Here is a 19,350-nt window from a genome sequence, read left to right on the forward strand (position 1 = left end):
CAGCGAAAAAATTCGCGAGGATCCTTTTTATTTAAGTTCATTTTTCACAACCCTTCATTACGGATCGCTACTTTTTTGTCAGCCGGACGTATGCAATCGCATGCCAGATAATACCGGCCAAGAGAAAAATACCGCCAACTACGACTGAAAAGAACGAAGTCACAATTGAAATCAGATAGATAACGACACTGATAATCGGATCGCTTTTGATGAAATACATTCCCTCATTTGCTGATCTTTGACGATTCGTCAATTCAGGATGACGGTAGCTGTACCGATACATTAATTCAAAGGTGAAGCTAATGAACAGCGCGCACCCATCATAAATAATAATTGCTGTTCGCAAATCTATCAGATTCATCGCCGACAAGGCTGCAGAAATCAAACTGGTGGCATAATTAATGAGCGTAATGCTAAATAATACCAATAAATTGATAATATTCAATTCAGGGGTAATCCAATCAATTGTGCTAAAAAAGTCGTGATGAAACAACCACAACGTACCGATATATGAAAACGACACAACGTATGCCAACATGATTGGCCACTGCCGACCAACCGCTGCTAACAAATGGCCAGCCTGATAATCCGGCAGCTTAAAATCCAGCACTAATATTGTAATTAAAATGGCAAACAGCCCATCACTCATTGCCCGGATTCGATCCGCTTTAAACATCTCTCTGCCCTCCTTGAGTTAAGACCGCCAGTTAGACACGATGCCAAATTGATTGATCTGCAATGATGAAGGCCCTATTGCCTAAGAAGCCAAGGCAAACTAGCCGACAGTCACTCGTTATCCTGCGTTTAGCAAGGATGGGAGTTGGGAGTTCCAAAAGAAGTACCCTCATTTAAACGAATGCCAACCTTGCGCATAAGCACCTTTGGCAAAAATCCAAACCTAGGATTTAATCGACCGTTACCTAGCGCAAATGTGCTACATCAGGCAGCAACCTGCATGTAAGCACCACCAGCACAAATTCCAAAACCGGGAATTGGTCCCTAGCGCAAATGTGCTACGTCAGGCAGGAACTGGCACACAAGCACCTTTGACAAAAATCCAAACCCAGGATTTCCACCAAAGGAGACTTGTGCTCCAGTTCCTAACCGCTTTACTCCGCACTCTTCCTCGCAATAATTACCGTTCCATTTGCAATGCCTTCAAACACACTAATACCAACGACCCAGTCACCGGATTTATAATCGTTTAAATCGATATTGTTAACTTTGAGGGCTTCTTTTAACTTAGCAGCTCTTGGTGCGACCGGCTGACCAAATGTCAATGCCCAGTACCAATTCAACTGCTGTTCATAGTTGGCTTGATCTAGATCGTAGTTATTGGGAAAGTTCTTGATTGTTGCAAAATCCTTCTTAGGTAGATTGAGCGTTCCCAAAGATGTGATATCAGAATAACCCGGAATAGTCTTTGGAAAATCCCCATATTGTCCATTAGCGTACCGTGAAAGTTGATAATCCAATGGTATATTTGGTAATTGTTTCATAATTGCCCGAGTAAGTTTGGCTGAAGGAGACGTTTTGACATACTGCTTGAATTCATCTGATGTTTTAAAAGCTCTAGCACCCCATGACTTCAAGTGTCGGAGATAGCCACTCCAAACTAATCCTTTAACCGTGGAATTGTAATTGGTAATGCGATAATACACAGATTTACCCTTTTTAATCCCGTGGGTGACGTACCAAGTCGTATTTTTATAATTCTTTAGATTATGAATGCGTTTCGTATGGTTATAGTTCCACATGTAAGCATTCTTGTTGGGATTCTTCACCGCATATAAAAACTCATTGGCATCCGGATACTTTCCAATCGTCGTAAACCACTTTTGTGTGCCGCTCATCCATGATGCCCGCGCAGGTGAATTTGCCGCTGTATATAAAAATCCAACTGTGACCGCAATCATTACCATTCCCCAAAACTTTTTCATACAACCACCCTTTTTTAACAATCCTTTAATTTGAAGCCAAAATTAATCCGTTTTCTTAGCAAGAATCAACGTCATTGGCCACTGACCATCATTCATATTAACGCCAATTCGCCAGTTACCATTAGTGGCATCAAATTGTGATAAATCAATCTGGTGATCATTAAGCACTTCAATCATCTTCTCGGCCCGTGAATTAACGGGTTGCCCGTACGTTAATGCCCAATAGGTTCCCATTTGAGCATCCCCGGGAGAATTCAAATCCGTTTGAAAGTTTTTGATTGAAGCAAAGTCGGCTTTTGGCAGCGTCAACGTACTAATTGGCGTAATGTCAGTGAAATTAGTAATTTGCTTTGGAAATTGGGCAAATCGATAGGCCGCATACTTCGATAATTCAAAACTAACCGGAATGTTCGGTAGCTGTCGTAGCACTGCCCGAGTGAGCTTTTGAGATGGTTCAGTTTGAAGATAATTATTAAACTGGTTGGCCGTCTTAAAGTCCTTGGCCGTCTTAGTTGCATACGGCTTGACATAGCCGCTCCAAACCAATCCTTTGACAGTTGAATTAGGATTAGAAATTCGATAATAGACGTGCTTGTTCTTAGAAATCCCACGAACTGCATACCAAGTTGTATTCGGATAGTTCTTTAAGTTGTGAATCCGCTTGGTGTGGCTGTAGTTCCAGACATAACCATTTTTACCCGCCTTCACACTATCCGCGGTCGAAAATAGTCGGGCCCAATCTGGATCACCATTTGGCTCAAATAAAGTCCACAATGTTTTAGTTCCAGTCGACCATGAAGCTTGAGCCGTGGTACTTTGCCCTGTAAATGCTAAGATACTGGCAGCCGCAGTCGCCGTTAAAATTGCAATTAATTTTTTCATTGATTAATTCCCCCTCGTGACCAGCTCCAAGCGGTTAGAAGTCCGCTTGGAGAAGTTGTCCTAATTCAATTGTACTTATTAAAGCCGGAAACAACTAGTTTAAACGCCGCCATTTTAATTAAAATATTTTTCAACGTATTGCGCGACGCCGTCGTCATCATTGTCACCAGTCACAACGTCACCAGCTTGTTTAACCTGGTCTTGGCCATTTTGCATGACGACGCCGATGTTGGCATGAGAAATCATCCCCAAGTCGTTTTCTGCGTCCCCGAAGGCCATCAAATTCGTAAAGTCCATGTCAAAATGATCCAACAATGCCTTTAAGCCAACGACTTTATCCATCTCTGGTGCCAGAAACTCCATAATTTGGGGTTGCGAGCGGACAATGTGGTACTGGCTGCGCAATTGATCATCGATGTTTGCCTGATAGCGATCCAACCATTTCGGCTCATCACAGACGATCGCTTTAGAATACAAATCAGCCGTCGATAACTTGTCAAAGGAGCTAGGAACAAAATCAATGCCGCCCTTAAATTGTTGCTTGTACATAGAAGGCTTCAAATCGGTCAACTGATAAACCTGCTCGAAGTCCAAAATATCGAGTGGCGCATGCTGTGCTTGCACAAAATCGTGCAGTGGCCGCAAGGATTGCTTTTTCATCCCACTTTTTGCCAATTCCGCTTTGTCGTTATTGTGAACAACTAACGCCCCATTAAAGGTGATCGTGTAGTCCCCAGTCTCAGTTAAACCGAGTTGTTCAATAAATCGCCAGATTGCGTTAATTGGCCGGCCGGTACAAAGAACCACTTTGATGCCCGCATCATGAATCTTCTTTAAAGCCAGTTCATTCGTTTTAGAAATTGTTTTATCGCTGGTCAGCAACGTGCCGTCCAGATCGAGCGCTACCATTTTAATCAATCGAATTCTCTCCCTTTCATTAACGAAATTAATTTTACGCAAGTTATTGATAGAATACAACCGCTATTAGTCGGCACTTTAAAAGGATTGAATATTGATTGGTTTCCCTTTGAAATTGTTACGGATAAATGTTATTATCGCTAAAATTATCCGTAAGGGCATCCACTCAATCATCTGAACGGGTTCAGCCATTTTCACAAGCAAAAAAAGAGGTTCGAGCAACTTTTTGCTCGAACCAGATTATTTATACGTATAACTGTTTAGTAATTAAATTAACTAACTGATTTGTGATTCCAACTTACGAAGTTCTGCTTCTCGAACACTTCGTGGCAAGAATCGTCTGATTTCTTCCTCATTAAAACCAACTTCCAGACGATGATCGTCAAAAATAATTGGTCGCTTGATGAGGTCTGGATACTTAACCACTAAATCAACCAGTTGAGAAACGGTCAAATTATCGATATCCAGGTTCAACTTCTTGTAAATGTTAGATCTAGTAGAGATAATGTCTTCGCTGCCATTCTCGGTTAAACGCAAGATTTGCTTGACCTCATCGGCGTTCAGAGGGTTAGAATTAATATTTCTTTCCTTAAAGTCAATGTTATGGCTCTTCAACCATGCCCGAGCCTTCCGACTTGAAGCGCTACTTTGTGCAACATATAAATTGAGCATTACAAATCCCCCCGTTCTATACAGAAACCTTGAAACTGAAACAACATCCTTCAATGACTATATTAACATATCGACACCTTTTGTCAACACCGTTACTTACTTTTCGTTAGTATTTTGTGAAATTTTTTGCCACTTTTTTATCCCATTACATTATAATATGTTTATCATCATAAATTTCTATATTGAGGTGTTAATTTGGAAGCCTTTTATTCGGTTGCGCTGCTAATTGTAGCCGCCATTATTTCAAATATGATTTACCCGATTTTTCCCAAAATCCCACTCACTTTTTATCAAATTGGCTGTGGGTTAATTCTGTCATTGCTCCCTATCTTTCACGATTTCTCCCTTTTCCCAGAGATCTTCATGCTGGGTATCATTGCGCCACTGATGTTTAATGATCGGCAAAATACCGATTCCAATCAGTTTCGGCAATCCATTGGTCATATTTTTTCAATGGCCGTGTATTTGGCAGTGATCACCGCGGTTGTCATCGGTGGGGCCGCCCATTTCTTGATGCCAACGATTCCATTGGCCCTGTGTTTTGCACTGGCTGCGATTGTCACCCCAACTGATTCTGTTGCCCTTAAGTCCATTACCCAAAACGTTGAGGTGCCAAGTAACGTCCACGGTATTCTGGAAAGCGAATCCCTGTTTAACGATGCGTCTGGAATCGTGATTTTCAATTTGGCCGTCGCAGCTTTTCTAACCGGTGATTTTTCATTCACTGAGGGCCCCACGAAATTTGTGATCAGCTTTTTTGGCGGCATTCTGGTCGGACTATTTGCTGGCCTACTTTTCGTCAAATTACGAACGTTTCTGGTGAATCAATCCATGGACACCACCAGCGTGATTGTGCCTTTCAGCTTAATGACGCCGTTTGCCATTTATTTGATCTCTGAAATCCTCGGCTGTTCCGGTATTTTAGCGGTGGTTTCCGCTGGGATCATGCATGGTATCAACCAAAGCCAATTAAAGCTGACTTCCACCAACGTTCGCTTGGTTACCAATGCCACCTGGCAAATTGCTGCTAACCTGTTAAATGGTATCGTCTTCGTTTTGCTGGGGGTCACTTTACCAACTGTTATTGCCCAAATCATGCCCTATTCTGACATTCTCATCTTAGAACTTGGCTTATTTGGTGCTGGGATTTATCTGTTAATGGTCGTCATTCGGTTTCTATGGGTCAAATTCAATCTGGTTCAAACCCACCATCACCAAGACGCTACTTTAAAAGAAGCCTTATTAACAGCAATCGGCGGCGTCCATGGCACGATAACCTTGTCAATGGCGTTATCCCTGCCATTGACAGCGTTTGGTAAGTCCTTTCCTTATCGAAGTCAGTTGATCTTCGTGGCCACAATTGTGATTTTACTCAGCCTGTTGGTTCCAACAATTATCTTGCCGGCTTTGCTGCCTCAAAAGAACGATCAAGATCAGGGAACTTTCAAAAAATATCAAGGTGAAATGGTGGCTTATGCGATCTCCAAAGTCAAATCAGATGGCACTATCTCACTGGTGGACCGCAATTACATCATCGATATGCTCAACAGTCAAAAGAACAACCGGGCAACCAACCGGACCGAAATTCGTAATATCATGACCCATGCCAGAGAAATTGAAGCCCAAGTCGTTGTCGATGCATTGAATGAAGGCAAGATCTCCCAACAGTTTGCAAATATTTTTTCGAGAAGAATGGTTGCTGCATCCGGCCGGAGTTCCGGCTTTTGGACAAGGATCAAATATCTGATCCGCTTACAAACTCACCGGTTCAAGAAGCGAAAAGTTTCCAAAAAAGAAGTCAAACGCCGAGTCCAACAATATAACGCCCGAAGTCAGGGAAACCGCGGATCAGAAAAGTTTAACCGGCTGGTCGAAAAAGGTAAACAAATCCGTCAGATGAGCTTGCTGATCGAGGAAATGGCGTTCGAAAGGGTGAATGATTATCTGGATAGCATTGAAACGGCTCATAACACCGCTTCAGTCAATTTTGTCAGGAACGGGTATAATTTCCGTCACCTACGCTTCGACAACTCAGATGAAGCCAATGGCCGGCGAGAAAGCCTGCTAATTCAGGCCTTCCAATATGAGTACACATATGTGGCCGATGCCTTCAGAACGGAGAAGATTTCGCGAAATATTTCAGACCAGTTGAATCAAAGCATTTCGACGGATCAGATGGTCTTCATGCAGGACAATGGGCAAAGCTAAGTAGTTAGAACCCAACATATAAGTCCCAGCAGCCAAAAAACATGCTACTCCGATTATTAACCGCTTAGCTTCACACTCTGATTAAACATGTTCAGCCAAGCAGGAACTTACATATAAGCACTTACTGGCAAAACTCCAAGCCCAGGAGTTTTCCCAGTAAGCGACTTATATTCCAGTTCCTAACCGCTTAGCTTCACACTCTGACGTTTACATCCCCACCCCAATTGACTATACTTGACACTATAATTGTTTTTGTAGGTGAAAAAATGAAAATAACACTACTTGCGACCAGTGATACTCATGGGTTTATCGAGCCAACCAATTACGTTGATTCAGGCTCGGATAAGCCATTTGGATTACAACGAGATTGCACGGCCATCAACACATATATTCAACAACATCCCGATGAAAAAATCATCTTAATCGACAATGGCGACTTCCTTGAGGGGTCGCCTATGGCATATTATGTCGCCAAGAAGGCTGACCAACAGGATCAAGAATCGTTCATTTCGGCATACAACCAAGTCGGTTATCAAATTGGCACGATCGGCAATCACGAATTCGATTACGGGCTAAATTACCTGAACTTCATGATGCAGCACTCAAATCGGCATTTTGTGTGTGCCAACATCGTGGATAATCATAATGAACCCTTATTGGCAGATCCGTATACAATTATCGATGTTGCCAATGTGAAGGTCGGCTTTTTGGGATTAACGACCACCAGTACAAAAAAATGGAAAAACGTGAACGACCTCAACGACTTCAACTTAATTTCAGAGCTTGACGCGTGCAAACGGTACGTGCCAGAACTCAGAAAGAAAGCAGATATCGTAGTTGTCGTCTATCACGGCGGCTTTGAACGCGACCATACCGGCAATTGGAACGATATTAACCCAGGTGAAAACCGCGGTTATGATATTCTCCAACACATTGACGGCATTGACGCCTTCGTTTCCGGCCATCAACACCGAAAAATAGCGAGTCGGCTATTTAACGTGCCAATCATCCAACCAGGATCCCGCGGTGAGTTTCTTGGCAAAATCTCCTTCAATGTCTCCAATAAGGATCATCAAATCACCCGAACCAACTCCGAACTGATTAGTGTCAGTGACAGCGATCCTGACGAAAAAATCGGTGAAACCATTTCTGCGTTATCCGAGCATCTCCAACACTGGCTTGATGAACCATTATCTAAGATCAAGGGGAGTCTCACATTCGACGACCCATTCAAGGCCCGCATCAATGAAACAGCATTTATTGAATTTATTCAAAAAATCCAAATGGATAAAATGGGGACCGACATCTCCGCAACTGCTCTTTATAATAACGAAGCACATGGCTTTGAAGATCCAATCACAATGCGTAATGTCATCACCAACTACGTCTATCCGAACACGCTCGTCAAATCACGGATCACCGGTGCGGATTTACGGGCGGCTCTAGAAGTCAGTGCAAAATACTTTGATGTCAAGCACGGCCAAGTGGTGGTCAACGAACAGTTCATGTTTCCAAAGGAGCGTTTCTATAACTACGACATGTATGAAGGCATCGACTACACCTTAAATATTTCCAGACCAGTCGGCAATCGCGTGACGGAATTAAAATATCATGGCGAAGATGTCAGCGATGATCAAATATTCTATATTGCCTTAAACCGGTATCGGGCAAGTGGTGGCGGCCATTATCCGATGTTTACCCGAGACAAAATTGTTGCTGGCAGCGATACAACAATTAGTCAAGTGATTCTGGAATACCTCCAAAAGCATCCGGTGGTTGAAGCAACCAATAATCATAATTTTAAAATTATTCCCAAGTAATTTGGGCATTCATTTTCAAACAATCAGAATAGATATGAATTCAGGAAGATTGAGCCGGACGGTATCTTGATTCCGGAATTTAAAACCGTGCATTCCAAACAATCAGAATGCACGACTTTTTTTACTTAATTTTTGAGATCAAATTGCTGTTCGGCTTAATCTTGCGCCACACTAAGAAGCCGCTGGAACCTCAGCAATCTTTGTCCGATTTAACAAAACTGAACTGGTGACCACTGACAACGAGCTAAGTGCCATTGCCAGGCCTGCTAATTCAGGGCTCAGTGTCATCCCAATGAAGTAGAACACCCCGGCCGCAACCGGAATACCCAACACATTGTAGACGAACGCCCAAAACAGATTGAGTTTGATCCGATTAAACGTCTTCTTACTCAACTCCAAGGCTTTGTATACGTCTCGCAGATCGTTCTTAACGAGGACGATCCCACCGGATTCAATCGCAATATCGGTTCCGGATCCCATGGCAATCCCAACATCGGCGGTACTTAAGGCGGGGGCATCATTAATCCCATCCCCAACGAAAGCCACTTTGCCAAACTGCTGGAAATTCTTAACTTGGTTGGCTTTATCTGCCGGCAACACGTTTGCAACCACTTCATCAATGCCGACTTGATCCGCGATAGCTTTAGAAACCGCCAAGTTATCCCCAGTTAACATCACTGTTTTGAGTCCTTGAGACTTAAGAGCGACAATGGCTTCCTTAGAGGTTGCCTTGGGCGCGTCTTGAATCGCAATCAACCCAACAATTTGAGTGCCTTGGCCAACAAAGACGACCGTTTTGGCTTGCTGCTGCAAGGTGGTCATTTTTGATTTAAGAGCATCACTGACTGTCACATCAGCCAGTAATTTATCGTTGCCAACAAACGCGCTTTCACCATCAATATTGGCTCGCACGCCCTTACCCTCAATTGCCTGAAAATGCTGGGCGGGACTCATCGGAACGCCTGACTGGTTGGCTTTCTTGATAATTGCCGTTGCCAAGGGATGCTCTGATGATTGCTCTAGGCTGGCTGCGAGCTGCAACACTTTATTGGCATCCCCAATCACATCCGTGACTTGCGGCTTGCCAACCGTAATCGTTCCAGTTTTATCGAAGACAACCGTTTTAACATCATTGACGGCTTCAAGGACCTCGCCGTTTTTAATGAGGATTCCCATTCGAGCACTGCGGCCGGTTCCAACCATCAGTGCCGTTGGCGTTGCAAGTCCCAGCGCACATGGGCAGGCAATCACAACGACTGATACGGCAAAAATCAATGAATTGGCAACGCTGGCCCCGATGAGGACGTACCATACCAAAAATGTGAGAATCGCAATCATCAGCACAAGCGGGACAAAGATTTCCGACACTTTATCGGTTAACCCTTGAATGGGCGCATGACTGTTTTGGGCTTTTTTCACTAACTCAACAATCTGAGCCAACATGGTATTTTGTCCCACTTTGCCCGCTCTAAAGGTAAAGGTTCCGGTTCCATTAACAGTTGCCCCAACGACTGAATCACCAACTTTTTTCTCAACCGGCATACTTTCACCGGTAATCATCGATTCATCAATTGTTGACGAGCCGCTCACAATTTGACCATCAACAGCGATCTTTTCGCCGGGTCGGACTTTGATGACGTCACCAACGACAATTTCAGACAATGGTAGCTTAATCACCCTGCCGTCACGCACAACCTCGGCATCTTTAGCCTGAAGGTTGACTAACTTTTCAACGGCGTTTGAGGCATTGTTACGCATTCGTTCTTCAAAAACCTGACCGAGTAACACAAAGGTGGTCACAAAGGCCGCACTTTCAAAGAAAACCGGCTGGTTGGTCGCCATCGCGTAAATACTATATACGTAAGTAGTTGTTGTTCCAACAGCAACCAAGGTATCCATGTTCGAATGATGTTTTTTAAACGATGCCCAAGCACTTTGGAGAAACGGCCCGGCGGCAACCATCATGACAACCGTTGTCAACGCCAGCATCGTCCATTCGCCCCCTGGCATCATCCATCCAAACGGTTTGAGGATCATTTCCACCAGCATTGGCAGCGAAAATACGAGTGAAATCCAAAAACGTTTCGTAATGGTCATTAACCCACCTCAACTTTCCCACTGAACATATCCATTCCACAACTGAAGCTGAATTCACCAGCCTTATCCGTTGGCACTTGGACGGTTTTGGTTACATTAATTGGCAGTTCTTCCGAAAAATTGAGTGCCTCGGAATGAACCACATCCAAACATCCCTGGTCACTTGTTCGAGCAAAGTTAATCTCTGCTGGCACCCCCTGCTTAAATTTAATCACTGAGGGCTCGTAGCCACCGGCAACTGTCACGTTCATTGTTTGTTTATTCTCATTCATCATTGATTCCTCCATTTATTTAATGACTAATTTACCGTGGAACATATCCATCCCACACGCCCACTGAAATTCACCAGCGTTACTCGTATCAACGTTAATTGCCTGCTGCTGATTTTGCGGCAGGGCTTGGTTAATCCCAAAGTCCGAGAAAACAACCCGATCCAAACAGGATGATGAATCTTTCCGGGTAAAGTTCAAGGTTGCGGGAATGCCCTTTTTTAAAACCACAACTTCCGGTGAATAGCCGCCCTTCACTTCTACATCAACAATCTGGCAGTCATCGTTCACTTTCGCATCTACTTTGGCAACGTCGTGCTTCCCAAAGAACCACCAACCAATAAACGCAATCATCATAAGTCCAAGCACTAATACAATTATCTTCAAGTTCCCATCTCCGTTTCTGTTTTAAATTTACATGTGTAAACTTTAATTGTATCTATCATATTCTTGAAAGTTACACTTGTCAACTCAAGTTTAAAAAATAGCCAAAAAAATGAGGTCACTATTTCCATCATTTGGAAATACAACCTCATTTTTTTGGATTAGGCCAGTGATTACGCGCCCCGACCTGCTTTTTTTAATTTCTTCTTTTTTTCAGCCCCGACATACGCAATTGCTTTAAAATCACGAATAGCGGTGACTTTGATTTTGCCTGGATAGGTTAACTCATCCTCAATCTGATCCTTGACTTGCTTAGCCAGCTTCTGATTTTGCTGATCATCCAACTGCTTTGGATCAACCACAATCCGAATTTCCCGGCCAGCTTGAATGGCATAGCTTTCCTTAACGCCCTTCTTTTCGCTGGCAATGCGTTCCAAGTTCTTCAGACGGTTCACATACTCTTCAACAGATTCACTCCGAGCACCCGGACGGCCACCAGAAATTGAGTCCCCGGCAGCAACCAAGTGAGCGATTGGCGTTGTCACATCGACATCCCCATGGTGAGAAGCAATGGAATTAACAACTTGTGGATCCTCATTGTAAGCTTCAGCAATCTTAACCCCAAGTTCAACGTGGGTGCCATCAACTTCACGATCAATGGCCTTCCCAATATCATGGAGTAAGCCGGCGCGCTTGGCGATCTTGACGTCAAGCCCGAGCTCGGCAGCCAGAAAGCCAGAAATATCGGCAACTTCCACGGAATGATTCAGAACGTTTTGACCATAACTGGTTCGATATTTCAAACGACCAACAATCTTGAGCAGATCTGGATGCATCCAACCAATGTGAAGCGAGCCAACCACTTTTTCACCGGTTCGCCGCAGTTCATTACTCAAATCCTGTTGAGCAATATCAACTTGATGTTCAATCGATTGCGGATTAATTTGCTCAGTCACCAGCAGATTTGAAATGGTCGTCTTCGCAACTTCTCGCCGCAACGGATCTTGCGTAACGACATGCAATAAGCATGGATCATCTGGATCAAACACCAGATCTACACCAGTCAGGGTCTCAATATAGCGAATGTTCTGAGACTCACGGCCAACCAATTTTTGCTTCGTATTCACATCTGAAATTTGAACGGAATGTTCAATATGTTCCCGTGGAATATCCAATGGGGCCCGTTGAATGGCGTCAACGGCCATGATTTTGGCCATCCTTGGCGCATTCACCTGAGCTTCATCATCTTGATATTTCAGTTCAACGTCTTTTTCACGGTCCAATGCAATTTTAAGTTGGTCCAAAACTTGTTGTTTAGCCTGGTCAATTGAAAGGTTGCCCCGTTCTTGCAAAGTGGCAATCCGCTGTTTAGCTAAGCCAGCCGCTTGTTGATCCAACTTTTCAATGGCTGTTTTTAGATCATTCAAATCTGTTTGGCGCTCAGCCAGCTTTTTGTGGAGCTCATCCAAGCGCTCCGAGGTCTGAGTTAACCCGTTTTGGCGTTGATCAATCCGGCTTTGACGGGTCACATTGTCCGTTTGATAACTATCAAGTTCTTCTTCAATAGAATCCTTGTATTCTTGCGTTTGTTGTTCGCCATCAGCAATGATTTGTTCGGATTTTTCTTTTGCTTCTAAATTTGCTTTTTTAATTAATTGTTCAGCAGTTGCCTTGGCATTATTAATTTCTGTTTGATGTCGGCGTTTCTGTGCCTGAACTCCGGCGATAGCCCCCGCAATGCAGGCAATCACCCCAAGTATGATGTAAATCAAGTGCAGACCTCCTTTCGAAAAACAGTTCTAGCATTATTTTAACATATTCAAACCGTTGACGCGGCAAAAAACGGTGACTGTTTCACCCTACCTCAGCTACTTGACATATTTTGCCAAAAACTGTTTCACCGTGTCCCGATACAATGTCGGATGTTTCTGGTAAGAATCAGCATGGCTGGCCCCAGGCACAATCAGCAGTTGCTTTGGACCTTTATCAGCCCGATACAGTGGATACACCATCTTAGTGGGGACAAAGTAATCCTTGGCGCCATGAATAAATAACATTGGCCGCTGATTTTTCTTAACCTGATTCAACGCACTAGCCTGTTTAAAGGAATACCCGTTCTTCGCGTGGTTAATTAAACTGACGATCCCGACCAGCGGAAATTTTGGTAGGTGATACAGTTCCTTGGCTTGATAAGCAACCTCATCATAAACATCGGTATAACCGCAATCTTCAACAAAGGCTTTTACTTGTTTGGGGAGGCCATTAACCCCACTCACCATCATGGTTGCGGCCCCACCCATACTGGTGCCGAACATGACAATTTGCGAATTTGGCCCATTTGTGGCAATGACCTTCTGGATCCATTTAACATAGTCCAAACGATCCGGCCAACCGTATCCGATGTAATTTCCTTGGCTATCGCCGTGACCCCGGGCATCTGGTAACAGGACATTATACCCAAGCCGATGGAACATGTAGGCATAAGCAAACATCTTGTCCTTATTCCCCATGAACCCATGCGCAATCAATACGGTCTTCTGGGTTGGCTTGGCAGCTGAAATATAATTGGCATCCAAAATCAAATGACGCGTAGCCGACACCTCGTACCAGCGCTTTTTGGTGACATGCTGGTACCACTCGTGGGCTGGGTATTGGGGATTGTTGCGAGTAATCCGATGCGACTTGCTTAAAAACGACTTGGGAGCCGGCACAACGGCTACTTGATAGAAATAGAGGCCGGCGCCAAATAAGCCAAGCGTTACCAGCGCCACAACGGAGCTACAAGCAATAATGATTTTCGTTCGTTTTTTCATGAATTCACCCACCTGTCTAAGTTCACTGTCCACCATATTAACATATTTAACAAATGAAGCCCGTGCATTTTGTCAACCACGAAAATGAAGTATAATGAAATTAACGAACAGGACGGTGATTACATGTTTCCAGAACGATTACGCGCATTAAGGAAAGGTCAACACCTTACTTTGGCAGATTTGGCAGAGGATTTAAATGAGGAGTTCCATCAAACGAAAGAAACCCACGACCTGAACACCCCATCCCAGATTGGTAACTGGGAGCGAGGGGTCAGAACGCCTTCTTATGTAGAAGTTCAAAAATTAGCCAAGTTTTTCGACGTCACGATGGATTACCTGACCGGCTTGGCCGAAAACAATACGTATGATCTGGCAAAATTATTTATATCAGATAAAAGTTTGTTATTTAATGGCGAGCAGCTTAATTCAAAAGACCGCTACGAAATCTACCAACTGATTTCCGGCTATGTCCATGGAATGAACAGCCGCGCAGAAAAGCCCGGGTCACAATTGCATCAAGAGGAATTGGATCTGGGGCAATAACCGATTGAAGTCGGTTTGGCTAACTGGTGAAGGACCCGTGTAATCTGGATGGTTAATCAGCCATCACTCACCCATTTCTCCAAGCATCACCAACAATCCCCAGCAGCTCACTAGCACAAAAACCACAATCACAACGCAACTCCAAATCATGTGTAATTTATTTTTCTGAACAATCGCCACGACTAACCAGGCAATTAGCACCAACAAAATCAACAACAATATTCCGGTAACCATCATAACCACGCTTTCCAACAAATCGTCATTTAGGAGTTCTCATGCTAACCAATAAACAAAAAAAGAAACTACTCAAACACAAATCCGGCCATAAGACATCCCCCGAGACCAGCTATATCACGCAAATGCTGAACTATCGAGAGATGTTTTCAGATTATCCACAAATCAAATTTCTGATTAATAACATCATCGAAAGCGATCACTTGATTAAGTCCGGACTATTGCCCCAAGACTTACCAGAGCTCTTACTCCCAGATGATAGTCAGGACCAAATTTTTCAGCACATCAACCAAACCTTTGCCAAGGATGATCCGGCAGGTGACCACCTCTGGAATCAGCTGACCGATGCCTTACCAAAACTAGACAAATTGCTACGCTCTTATCGAGATTACTTGGAAGCACAATATGGGATATGGGCGTATATTTCTGCCCCATTTATCAAAGATCTGGCGGAGTATATTGGTCAGGACACTGCATTAGAAATCATGGCCGGCAATGGCTACATTTCAAAAGGATTAAAAGACTTAGGGGCCAATATTTATCCAACCGATAGCCTTGAGTGGGTTAATGAAAATCAAACTGGCAAGCATCAAGTTATTCCGGTAGAAAAATTAGATGCACTAGCCGCCATCAACCAATACCAAGACCGAGTTAAGTATGTCATCATGAGCTGGTCTCCAGATAAAAGCCCGATTGACGTCGACGTCTTAAACGCCATCAGGAATTCAAAAAATAACCAACTCGAATTAATTGTAATCGGCGAAAAAAATGGTGCCACAAATTCAAAGCAGTTCTGGTCACAGGCTCATTACATCAAGCCAGAAACCAGTCACCGTTTGAATCAGCACCACCAACCATTTGATTTAATTAAAGACCAGGTCTACCTAGTTGACTAATCTTGGGCAACGGTAATTTCTTAATGAGCGTTCGCTTGGGGGCCGCTTCCTTCTCGAATTGGAGAAGGAATTTTTTGATGTCCTTACCACCCCGATATTCGCCGATGTCACCACTGGTTTTGATGACCCGATGACAAGGCACCACAATTAGCAGTGGGTTTTGGGCCACTGCACTGGCAACTGCCCGAATTGCTTTGGGTTTGCCTACGTTCTCAGCTAACTGCTTATATGTGATCGTCTCACCATAGGGGATCTGCTGAATTTCAGCCCACACTTTTCGCTGTAATGGCGTTCCAAGATTACCAAAGTCCAATGGCAAATCAAAACTAGTCCGTTTTTTATTAAAATAATCCGTTAATTCATCACGATAAACACCGGTGACCGACTCGTCATACATAAATTGATATTGATAACGATTTTCTGGATAGAAATCGAAAATTTCCGACAAGAACCGCCCCGGACTGGAAACGAAGTTCAAGCCCTTATTGGTAACGGTGAAGAAAAACTTACTGTCATCAATTTCGATACTTTCCCAATAAATTTTTTTCATATATAAAATCTCCATTATACTCGTTAATCTCATTGTAGCACGTTTACCTTGACTCTCTCCACACCCATGACCACAATGGAATTAAAACTAAAAGGAGCGCCTATCATGCCAACCAAGCAAGTACTAGGCTTAAAGCAGGCCACTGATAATTTGCGGTACGATTTAAGCAAAATCAGAATCAATAAATCCGTCAGTGAATTGGTCCAAATGGGAAAAGCTGACCGAGATAAGATCCCTTTTGAAAAATTAACTCAATACAAAGCCGTTGATCGAGATATCGTCCAAGGAATCCAACACGTTGAGCGAAAACTGATTCAGGAACTGTTGCCCTTACGGCACAAACGGTTGGCGGCCTCAGCATTTTCATTTTTCCGCGGCACCGACGAGCTAATGGCGTTTGACCTGTCAAAACAGGTCTCGACAAATATTCCGGTTGTGATTTCCGGAGATGCCCATATTGGCAATTTTGGCTTCTACGCTTCGCCTGAACGCAAACTATTATTCGACCTCAACGACTTCGATGAGTCCACAATCGGCTCCTGGGATTGGGACGTCCGCCGTTTGCTTGTCAGCATTCTCCTTGCTGGCGAACAGCTGGGCTTAGACGATGATCAAGCCCAAGAAATTATGAAGTCTGCGGTGGCCACTTACCAACAGATTCTCTGCGAATGTTTTGACGACCATTCCGCAATGGAGCGCTACTACTTTTCTACTGAAGTGGAAACCTTCTTGAAGTCCGAGGTCGATGATCAACCATTGCCAAAGCTGTGGCGGAAAATTTTGACCAGTGCCTCATCCCGAGATTCGGAACGGGTGGTCAAAAAATTCACCACGATTGATAGTCACGGCCACCTTGTCTTTAAGGAGAATGCGCCCAGAACCGTTCACGTTTCCGATAAACGGTTTAAAGAAATCAGCGACCATCTTCAAAAGTACGACCAAACTGTCAGCCCCGATGTCACTGTCCTGCTGTCCCAATTTCATATCAGTGACATCGTCCGTCACAGTGTCGGCGTCGGCAGTTTTGGCACTCGCTGTTACCTTGTTCTACTGACCGCCATCGATGGCAGCCATCTGGTTCTCCAAATTAAGGAAGCATTGCAGACTCGGCGGTTCCAAGGATTTGACGTCACGACCCCTTACAGTCAAAGTGGTCCAGATAATGGTGAACGGATCGTCACTTGTCAACAGGTTCTCCAACGGGCATCCGATCCACTGCTGGGCTTCTACCATAATGCCTCGTCCAACCGCAGCTACTACGTTCGCCAATTTTGGGATATGAAGGAATCAATGGACCTCAATAAAATGGACCAGGATGATTTTGAAACTTACACCAAGATTTGCGCGCTCCTGTTAGCCCGGGGGCATGCGCAAAGCCCAACTGCTGCCATCGTTCGCGGCTATGTCGGCAAGAAGAAAAAGTTGGCCAACAGCCTCGTTGATTGGGCAGTGGCCTACGCCAAACAGGTTCATCGAGATTATGCCCAATTCTTGAAAGCTTTAGACAACCATCAGCTCGCTAAGGAGGCCGACCATAATGCATAAAGTTGTTTTTCATATTGACGATATGGACAAATGGCAGCACACACTGGGCAATATCCGTAATCTTTTGACGTTTGGCAATCAGGCTGACGAAACCTACAAGATTGTCGTCTTAGTAAACGGTGATGCCATTTTGGGCTACTTGGTGGGCAGCTTACAGGATTCAATTGCGCAGCTAACCACTAAATCGGTTGAATTTCATGCCTGCCAAAACGCTATGAATAGTCATACCATAAAAAAAGATCAGCTGCCAGCAGGGGTTCAAGTAGTCCCCGCGGGCGTCGCTGATCTGGTGGAGCTTCAAGAAGCTGGTTATTCGTATATCAAGCCTTAGCCGACTAATCGACTGACCCCAGCTTGAATTTGTTCCGGTTTGTCAACAATCTCTGACGCGTGGGCACCGATGAGTTCTGGGACATCCCCGAACCCATAAGTTACCCCTAATGTTTTCACTTGATTATGATAGCCGCCGAGCATATCGGTATCGCGATCGCCAATCATGACACTTTGTTGTGGATTGGCGTTCGCTTTTTCTAATGCGTATTTTAAGACAGCTGTTTTGGTCACCCGGGTGCGTTCATCTGAAGTAGCTCCAAATTCACCTGCAAAATATTGACCAAGCTCAAAATGTTTGGAGATTTCGTTGATCATCGGCTCCGGCTTAGCAGAAGCAATATGGAGCGTATAGCCCGCATCGTTGAGAGCTGTCAGTTCGGCCAAAATCCCGGGATAAATTGTCAACTGGAAGATACCCTCGCTATGATAGTACTCTTGATAATACTGCAGCGCCCGGGTCACATCCCCAGTTGATAAGTATGGATAATATTTTTTGATGCTCGTGATCAATGCAGGCCCGATGAACTTGCGGTATTGGTCAGCAGAAAGTTCGGGTAAGCCCATTTTGCTGACGGAATACTTGATTGATTTCACAATGCCAATTTCAGAATCCGCAATCGTCCCATCGAAATCAAAAAATAGATCTGTCATGAATATGATTCCCACTTTCTCAAATGATTAATATTCGTTCATTATTACTGGTTTGGGGGAGAAAATCAAGTGAGCGACGCAAAGCGGTTATAAGCTGGAGCCTAAGTTCCCACCACCAGAAATCCTGGGTTTGGACTTTTGGTGGTGGAAACTTAGGTGCAAGCTTATGCTTTGCGGAGCTGTCCTAATCTATATAGAAATAGGACCGCTCCGCAAAGCAATAACTTGCACATAAGCACCCTATTCAAAAATCCAAACCCGGGATTTCTGAATAGGGCGACTTATGTTTCGGTTATTAACCGCTTTGCTCCACTCACTTTTTAGCAACTGACGCTCAATGAATAAGCCCCATCTGGCTAAAGCCCAAATGCAAATGCAAACTTTGAGTTTGCTTTTGTGGAATCTTCGATTCTACATTCAGCGAAGGACCGCTCCGACGCAACTGACGCTCAATGAATAAGCCCCATCTGGTTAAAGCCAAAAGCAGGCTTTAACCAGATGGGGCTTATTCAACCACATCAAACCGTTGCTCGTCGCTCACTAAAATGTAATCTTTCCCACTACCAAACCATAAATTGTATAGATGGCAGCAATC

The 19,350-nt window shown here is 44.1% G+C and carries 18 protein-coding genes; 6 read left to right on the forward strand and 12 right to left on the reverse strand.

All coding sequences use genetic code 11. From position 1 onward, the window contains the following. Window positions 1-67 precede the first annotated feature (67 nt). From QUF07_RS05315 to spx, 5 genes are all read right to left on the reverse strand, one after another. Window positions 68-676: a TMEM175 family protein gene (locus QUF07_RS05315; RefSeq protein ID WP_249778419.1), complete on the reverse strand. Its 609-nt coding sequence runs from the start codon at window positions 674-676 to the stop codon at window positions 68-70. A gap of 433 nt (window positions 677-1,109) precedes the next feature. Beyond that, complete coding sequence (locus QUF07_RS05320; protein ID WP_217162436.1) at window positions 1,110-1,940, reverse strand: hypothetical protein; 831 nt, start codon at window positions 1,938-1,940, stop codon at window positions 1,110-1,112. Between the two features lie 42 nt (window positions 1,941-1,982). Continuing rightward, a complete protein-coding gene (locus QUF07_RS05325) occupies window positions 1,983-2,822 on the reverse strand; it encodes a hypothetical protein (protein ID WP_289426936.1) in 840 nt (279 codons plus the stop codon). Window positions 2,823-2,936: 114 nt separating this feature from the next. Continuing rightward, a complete protein-coding gene (locus QUF07_RS05330; protein WP_217162489.1) occupies window positions 2,937-3,731 on the reverse strand; it encodes a Cof-type HAD-IIB family hydrolase in 795 nt (264 codons plus the stop codon). 285 nt (window positions 3,732-4,016) lie between these two features. Then, complete coding sequence (spx, locus tag QUF07_RS05335; protein WP_054747297.1) at window positions 4,017-4,412, reverse strand: transcriptional regulator Spx; 396 nt, start codon at window positions 4,410-4,412, stop codon at window positions 4,017-4,019. Between the two features lie 195 nt (window positions 4,413-4,607). On the opposite strand from spx, the gene QUF07_RS05340 reads away from it, so the two are divergent. After that, window positions 4,608-6,620: a cation:proton antiporter gene (locus tag QUF07_RS05340; RefSeq protein WP_289426937.1), complete on the forward strand. Its 2,013-nt coding sequence runs from the start codon at window positions 4,608-4,610 to the stop codon at window positions 6,618-6,620. Window positions 6,621-6,886: 266 nt separating this feature from the next. Then, complete coding sequence (locus QUF07_RS05345; RefSeq protein ID WP_289426938.1) at window positions 6,887-8,440, forward strand: bifunctional metallophosphatase/5'-nucleotidase; 1,554 nt, start codon at window positions 6,887-6,889, stop codon at window positions 8,438-8,440. 171 nt (window positions 8,441-8,611) lie between these two features. On the opposite strand, the gene QUF07_RS05350 is transcribed toward QUF07_RS05345, so the two are convergent. The 5 genes from QUF07_RS05350 to QUF07_RS05370 all read right to left on the reverse strand — a co-directional run bounded on the left by QUF07_RS05350 (window position 8,612) and on the right by QUF07_RS05370 (window position 14,003). Next, window positions 8,612-10,537 (reverse strand): copper-translocating P-type ATPase, encoded by a 1,926-nt coding sequence (locus QUF07_RS05350; protein WP_217162443.1) that lies wholly within the window; start codon window positions 10,535-10,537, stop codon window positions 8,612-8,614. Beyond that, a complete protein-coding gene (locus QUF07_RS05355; RefSeq protein WP_289426939.1) occupies window positions 10,537-10,809 on the reverse strand; it encodes a cupredoxin domain-containing protein in 273 nt (90 codons plus the stop codon). Before QUF07_RS05355 ends, QUF07_RS05350 begins: the two co-directional genes overlap by 1 nt. A 15-nt stretch (window positions 10,810-10,824) precedes the next feature. Next, a complete protein-coding gene (locus tag QUF07_RS05360; RefSeq protein WP_217162491.1) occupies window positions 10,825-11,163 on the reverse strand; it encodes a cupredoxin domain-containing protein in 339 nt (112 codons plus the stop codon). Between the two features lie 200 nt (window positions 11,164-11,363). Beyond that, the gene (rny, locus tag QUF07_RS05365) at window positions 11,364-12,962 is read right to left on the reverse strand and encodes a ribonuclease Y (RefSeq protein ID WP_289426940.1); all 1,599 of its coding nucleotides are present in this window, start codon (window positions 12,960-12,962) and stop codon (window positions 11,364-11,366) included. Between the two features lie 96 nt (window positions 12,963-13,058). Then, window positions 13,059-14,003, reverse strand: coding sequence for an alpha/beta hydrolase (locus tag QUF07_RS05370; RefSeq protein WP_289426941.1), 945 nt, complete (start codon window positions 14,001-14,003; stop codon window positions 13,059-13,061). A gap of 123 nt (window positions 14,004-14,126) precedes the next feature. On the opposite strand from QUF07_RS05370, the gene QUF07_RS05375 reads away from it, so the two are divergent. Then, entirely contained in the window at window positions 14,127-14,546 is a 420-nt protein-coding gene (locus QUF07_RS05375; RefSeq protein WP_217162493.1) for a helix-turn-helix domain-containing protein, read from the forward strand. Window positions 14,547-14,821: 275 nt separating this feature from the next. Then, window positions 14,822-15,676 carry an SAM-dependent methyltransferase gene (locus QUF07_RS05380; protein ID WP_289426942.1) on the forward strand — a complete coding sequence of 285 codons (855 nt, stop codon included), beginning with the start codon at window positions 14,822-14,824 and terminating at the stop codon, window positions 15,674-15,676. On the opposite strand, the gene QUF07_RS05385 is transcribed toward QUF07_RS05380, so the two are convergent. Next, window positions 15,648-16,226, reverse strand: a complete 579-nt coding sequence (locus QUF07_RS05385) for a methylated-DNA--[protein]-cysteine S-methyltransferase (protein WP_217162453.1) — start codon at window positions 16,224-16,226, stop codon at window positions 15,648-15,650. The two genes, QUF07_RS05380 and QUF07_RS05385, sit on opposite strands and share 29 nt — an antisense overlap. A gap of 105 nt (window positions 16,227-16,331) precedes the next feature. On the opposite strand from QUF07_RS05385, the gene QUF07_RS05390 reads away from it, so the two are divergent. Beyond that, window positions 16,332-17,771 carry a DUF2252 domain-containing protein gene (locus tag QUF07_RS05390; protein ID WP_217341483.1) on the forward strand — a complete coding sequence of 480 codons (1,440 nt, stop codon included), beginning with the start codon at window positions 16,332-16,334 and terminating at the stop codon, window positions 17,769-17,771. After that, the gene (locus QUF07_RS05395; RefSeq protein ID WP_217162458.1) at window positions 17,764-18,102 is read left to right on the forward strand and encodes a DsrE family protein; all 339 of its coding nucleotides are present in this window, start codon (window positions 17,764-17,766) and stop codon (window positions 18,100-18,102) included. Before QUF07_RS05390 ends, QUF07_RS05395 begins: the two co-directional genes overlap by 8 nt. On the opposite strand, the gene QUF07_RS05400 is transcribed toward QUF07_RS05395, so the two are convergent. Next, window positions 18,099-18,755, reverse strand: coding sequence for an HAD hydrolase-like protein (locus QUF07_RS05400; protein ID WP_217162460.1), 657 nt, complete (start codon window positions 18,753-18,755; stop codon window positions 18,099-18,101). The two genes, QUF07_RS05395 and QUF07_RS05400, sit on opposite strands and share 4 nt — an antisense overlap. Window positions 18,756-19,350: the final 595 nt, after the last annotated feature.

Source organism: Lentilactobacillus sp. TOM.63, assembly GCF_030361045.1.
In the GTDB taxonomy this organism is placed as follows: Bacteria; Bacillota; Bacilli; order Lactobacillales; family Lactobacillaceae; genus Lentilactobacillus; species Lentilactobacillus dabitei.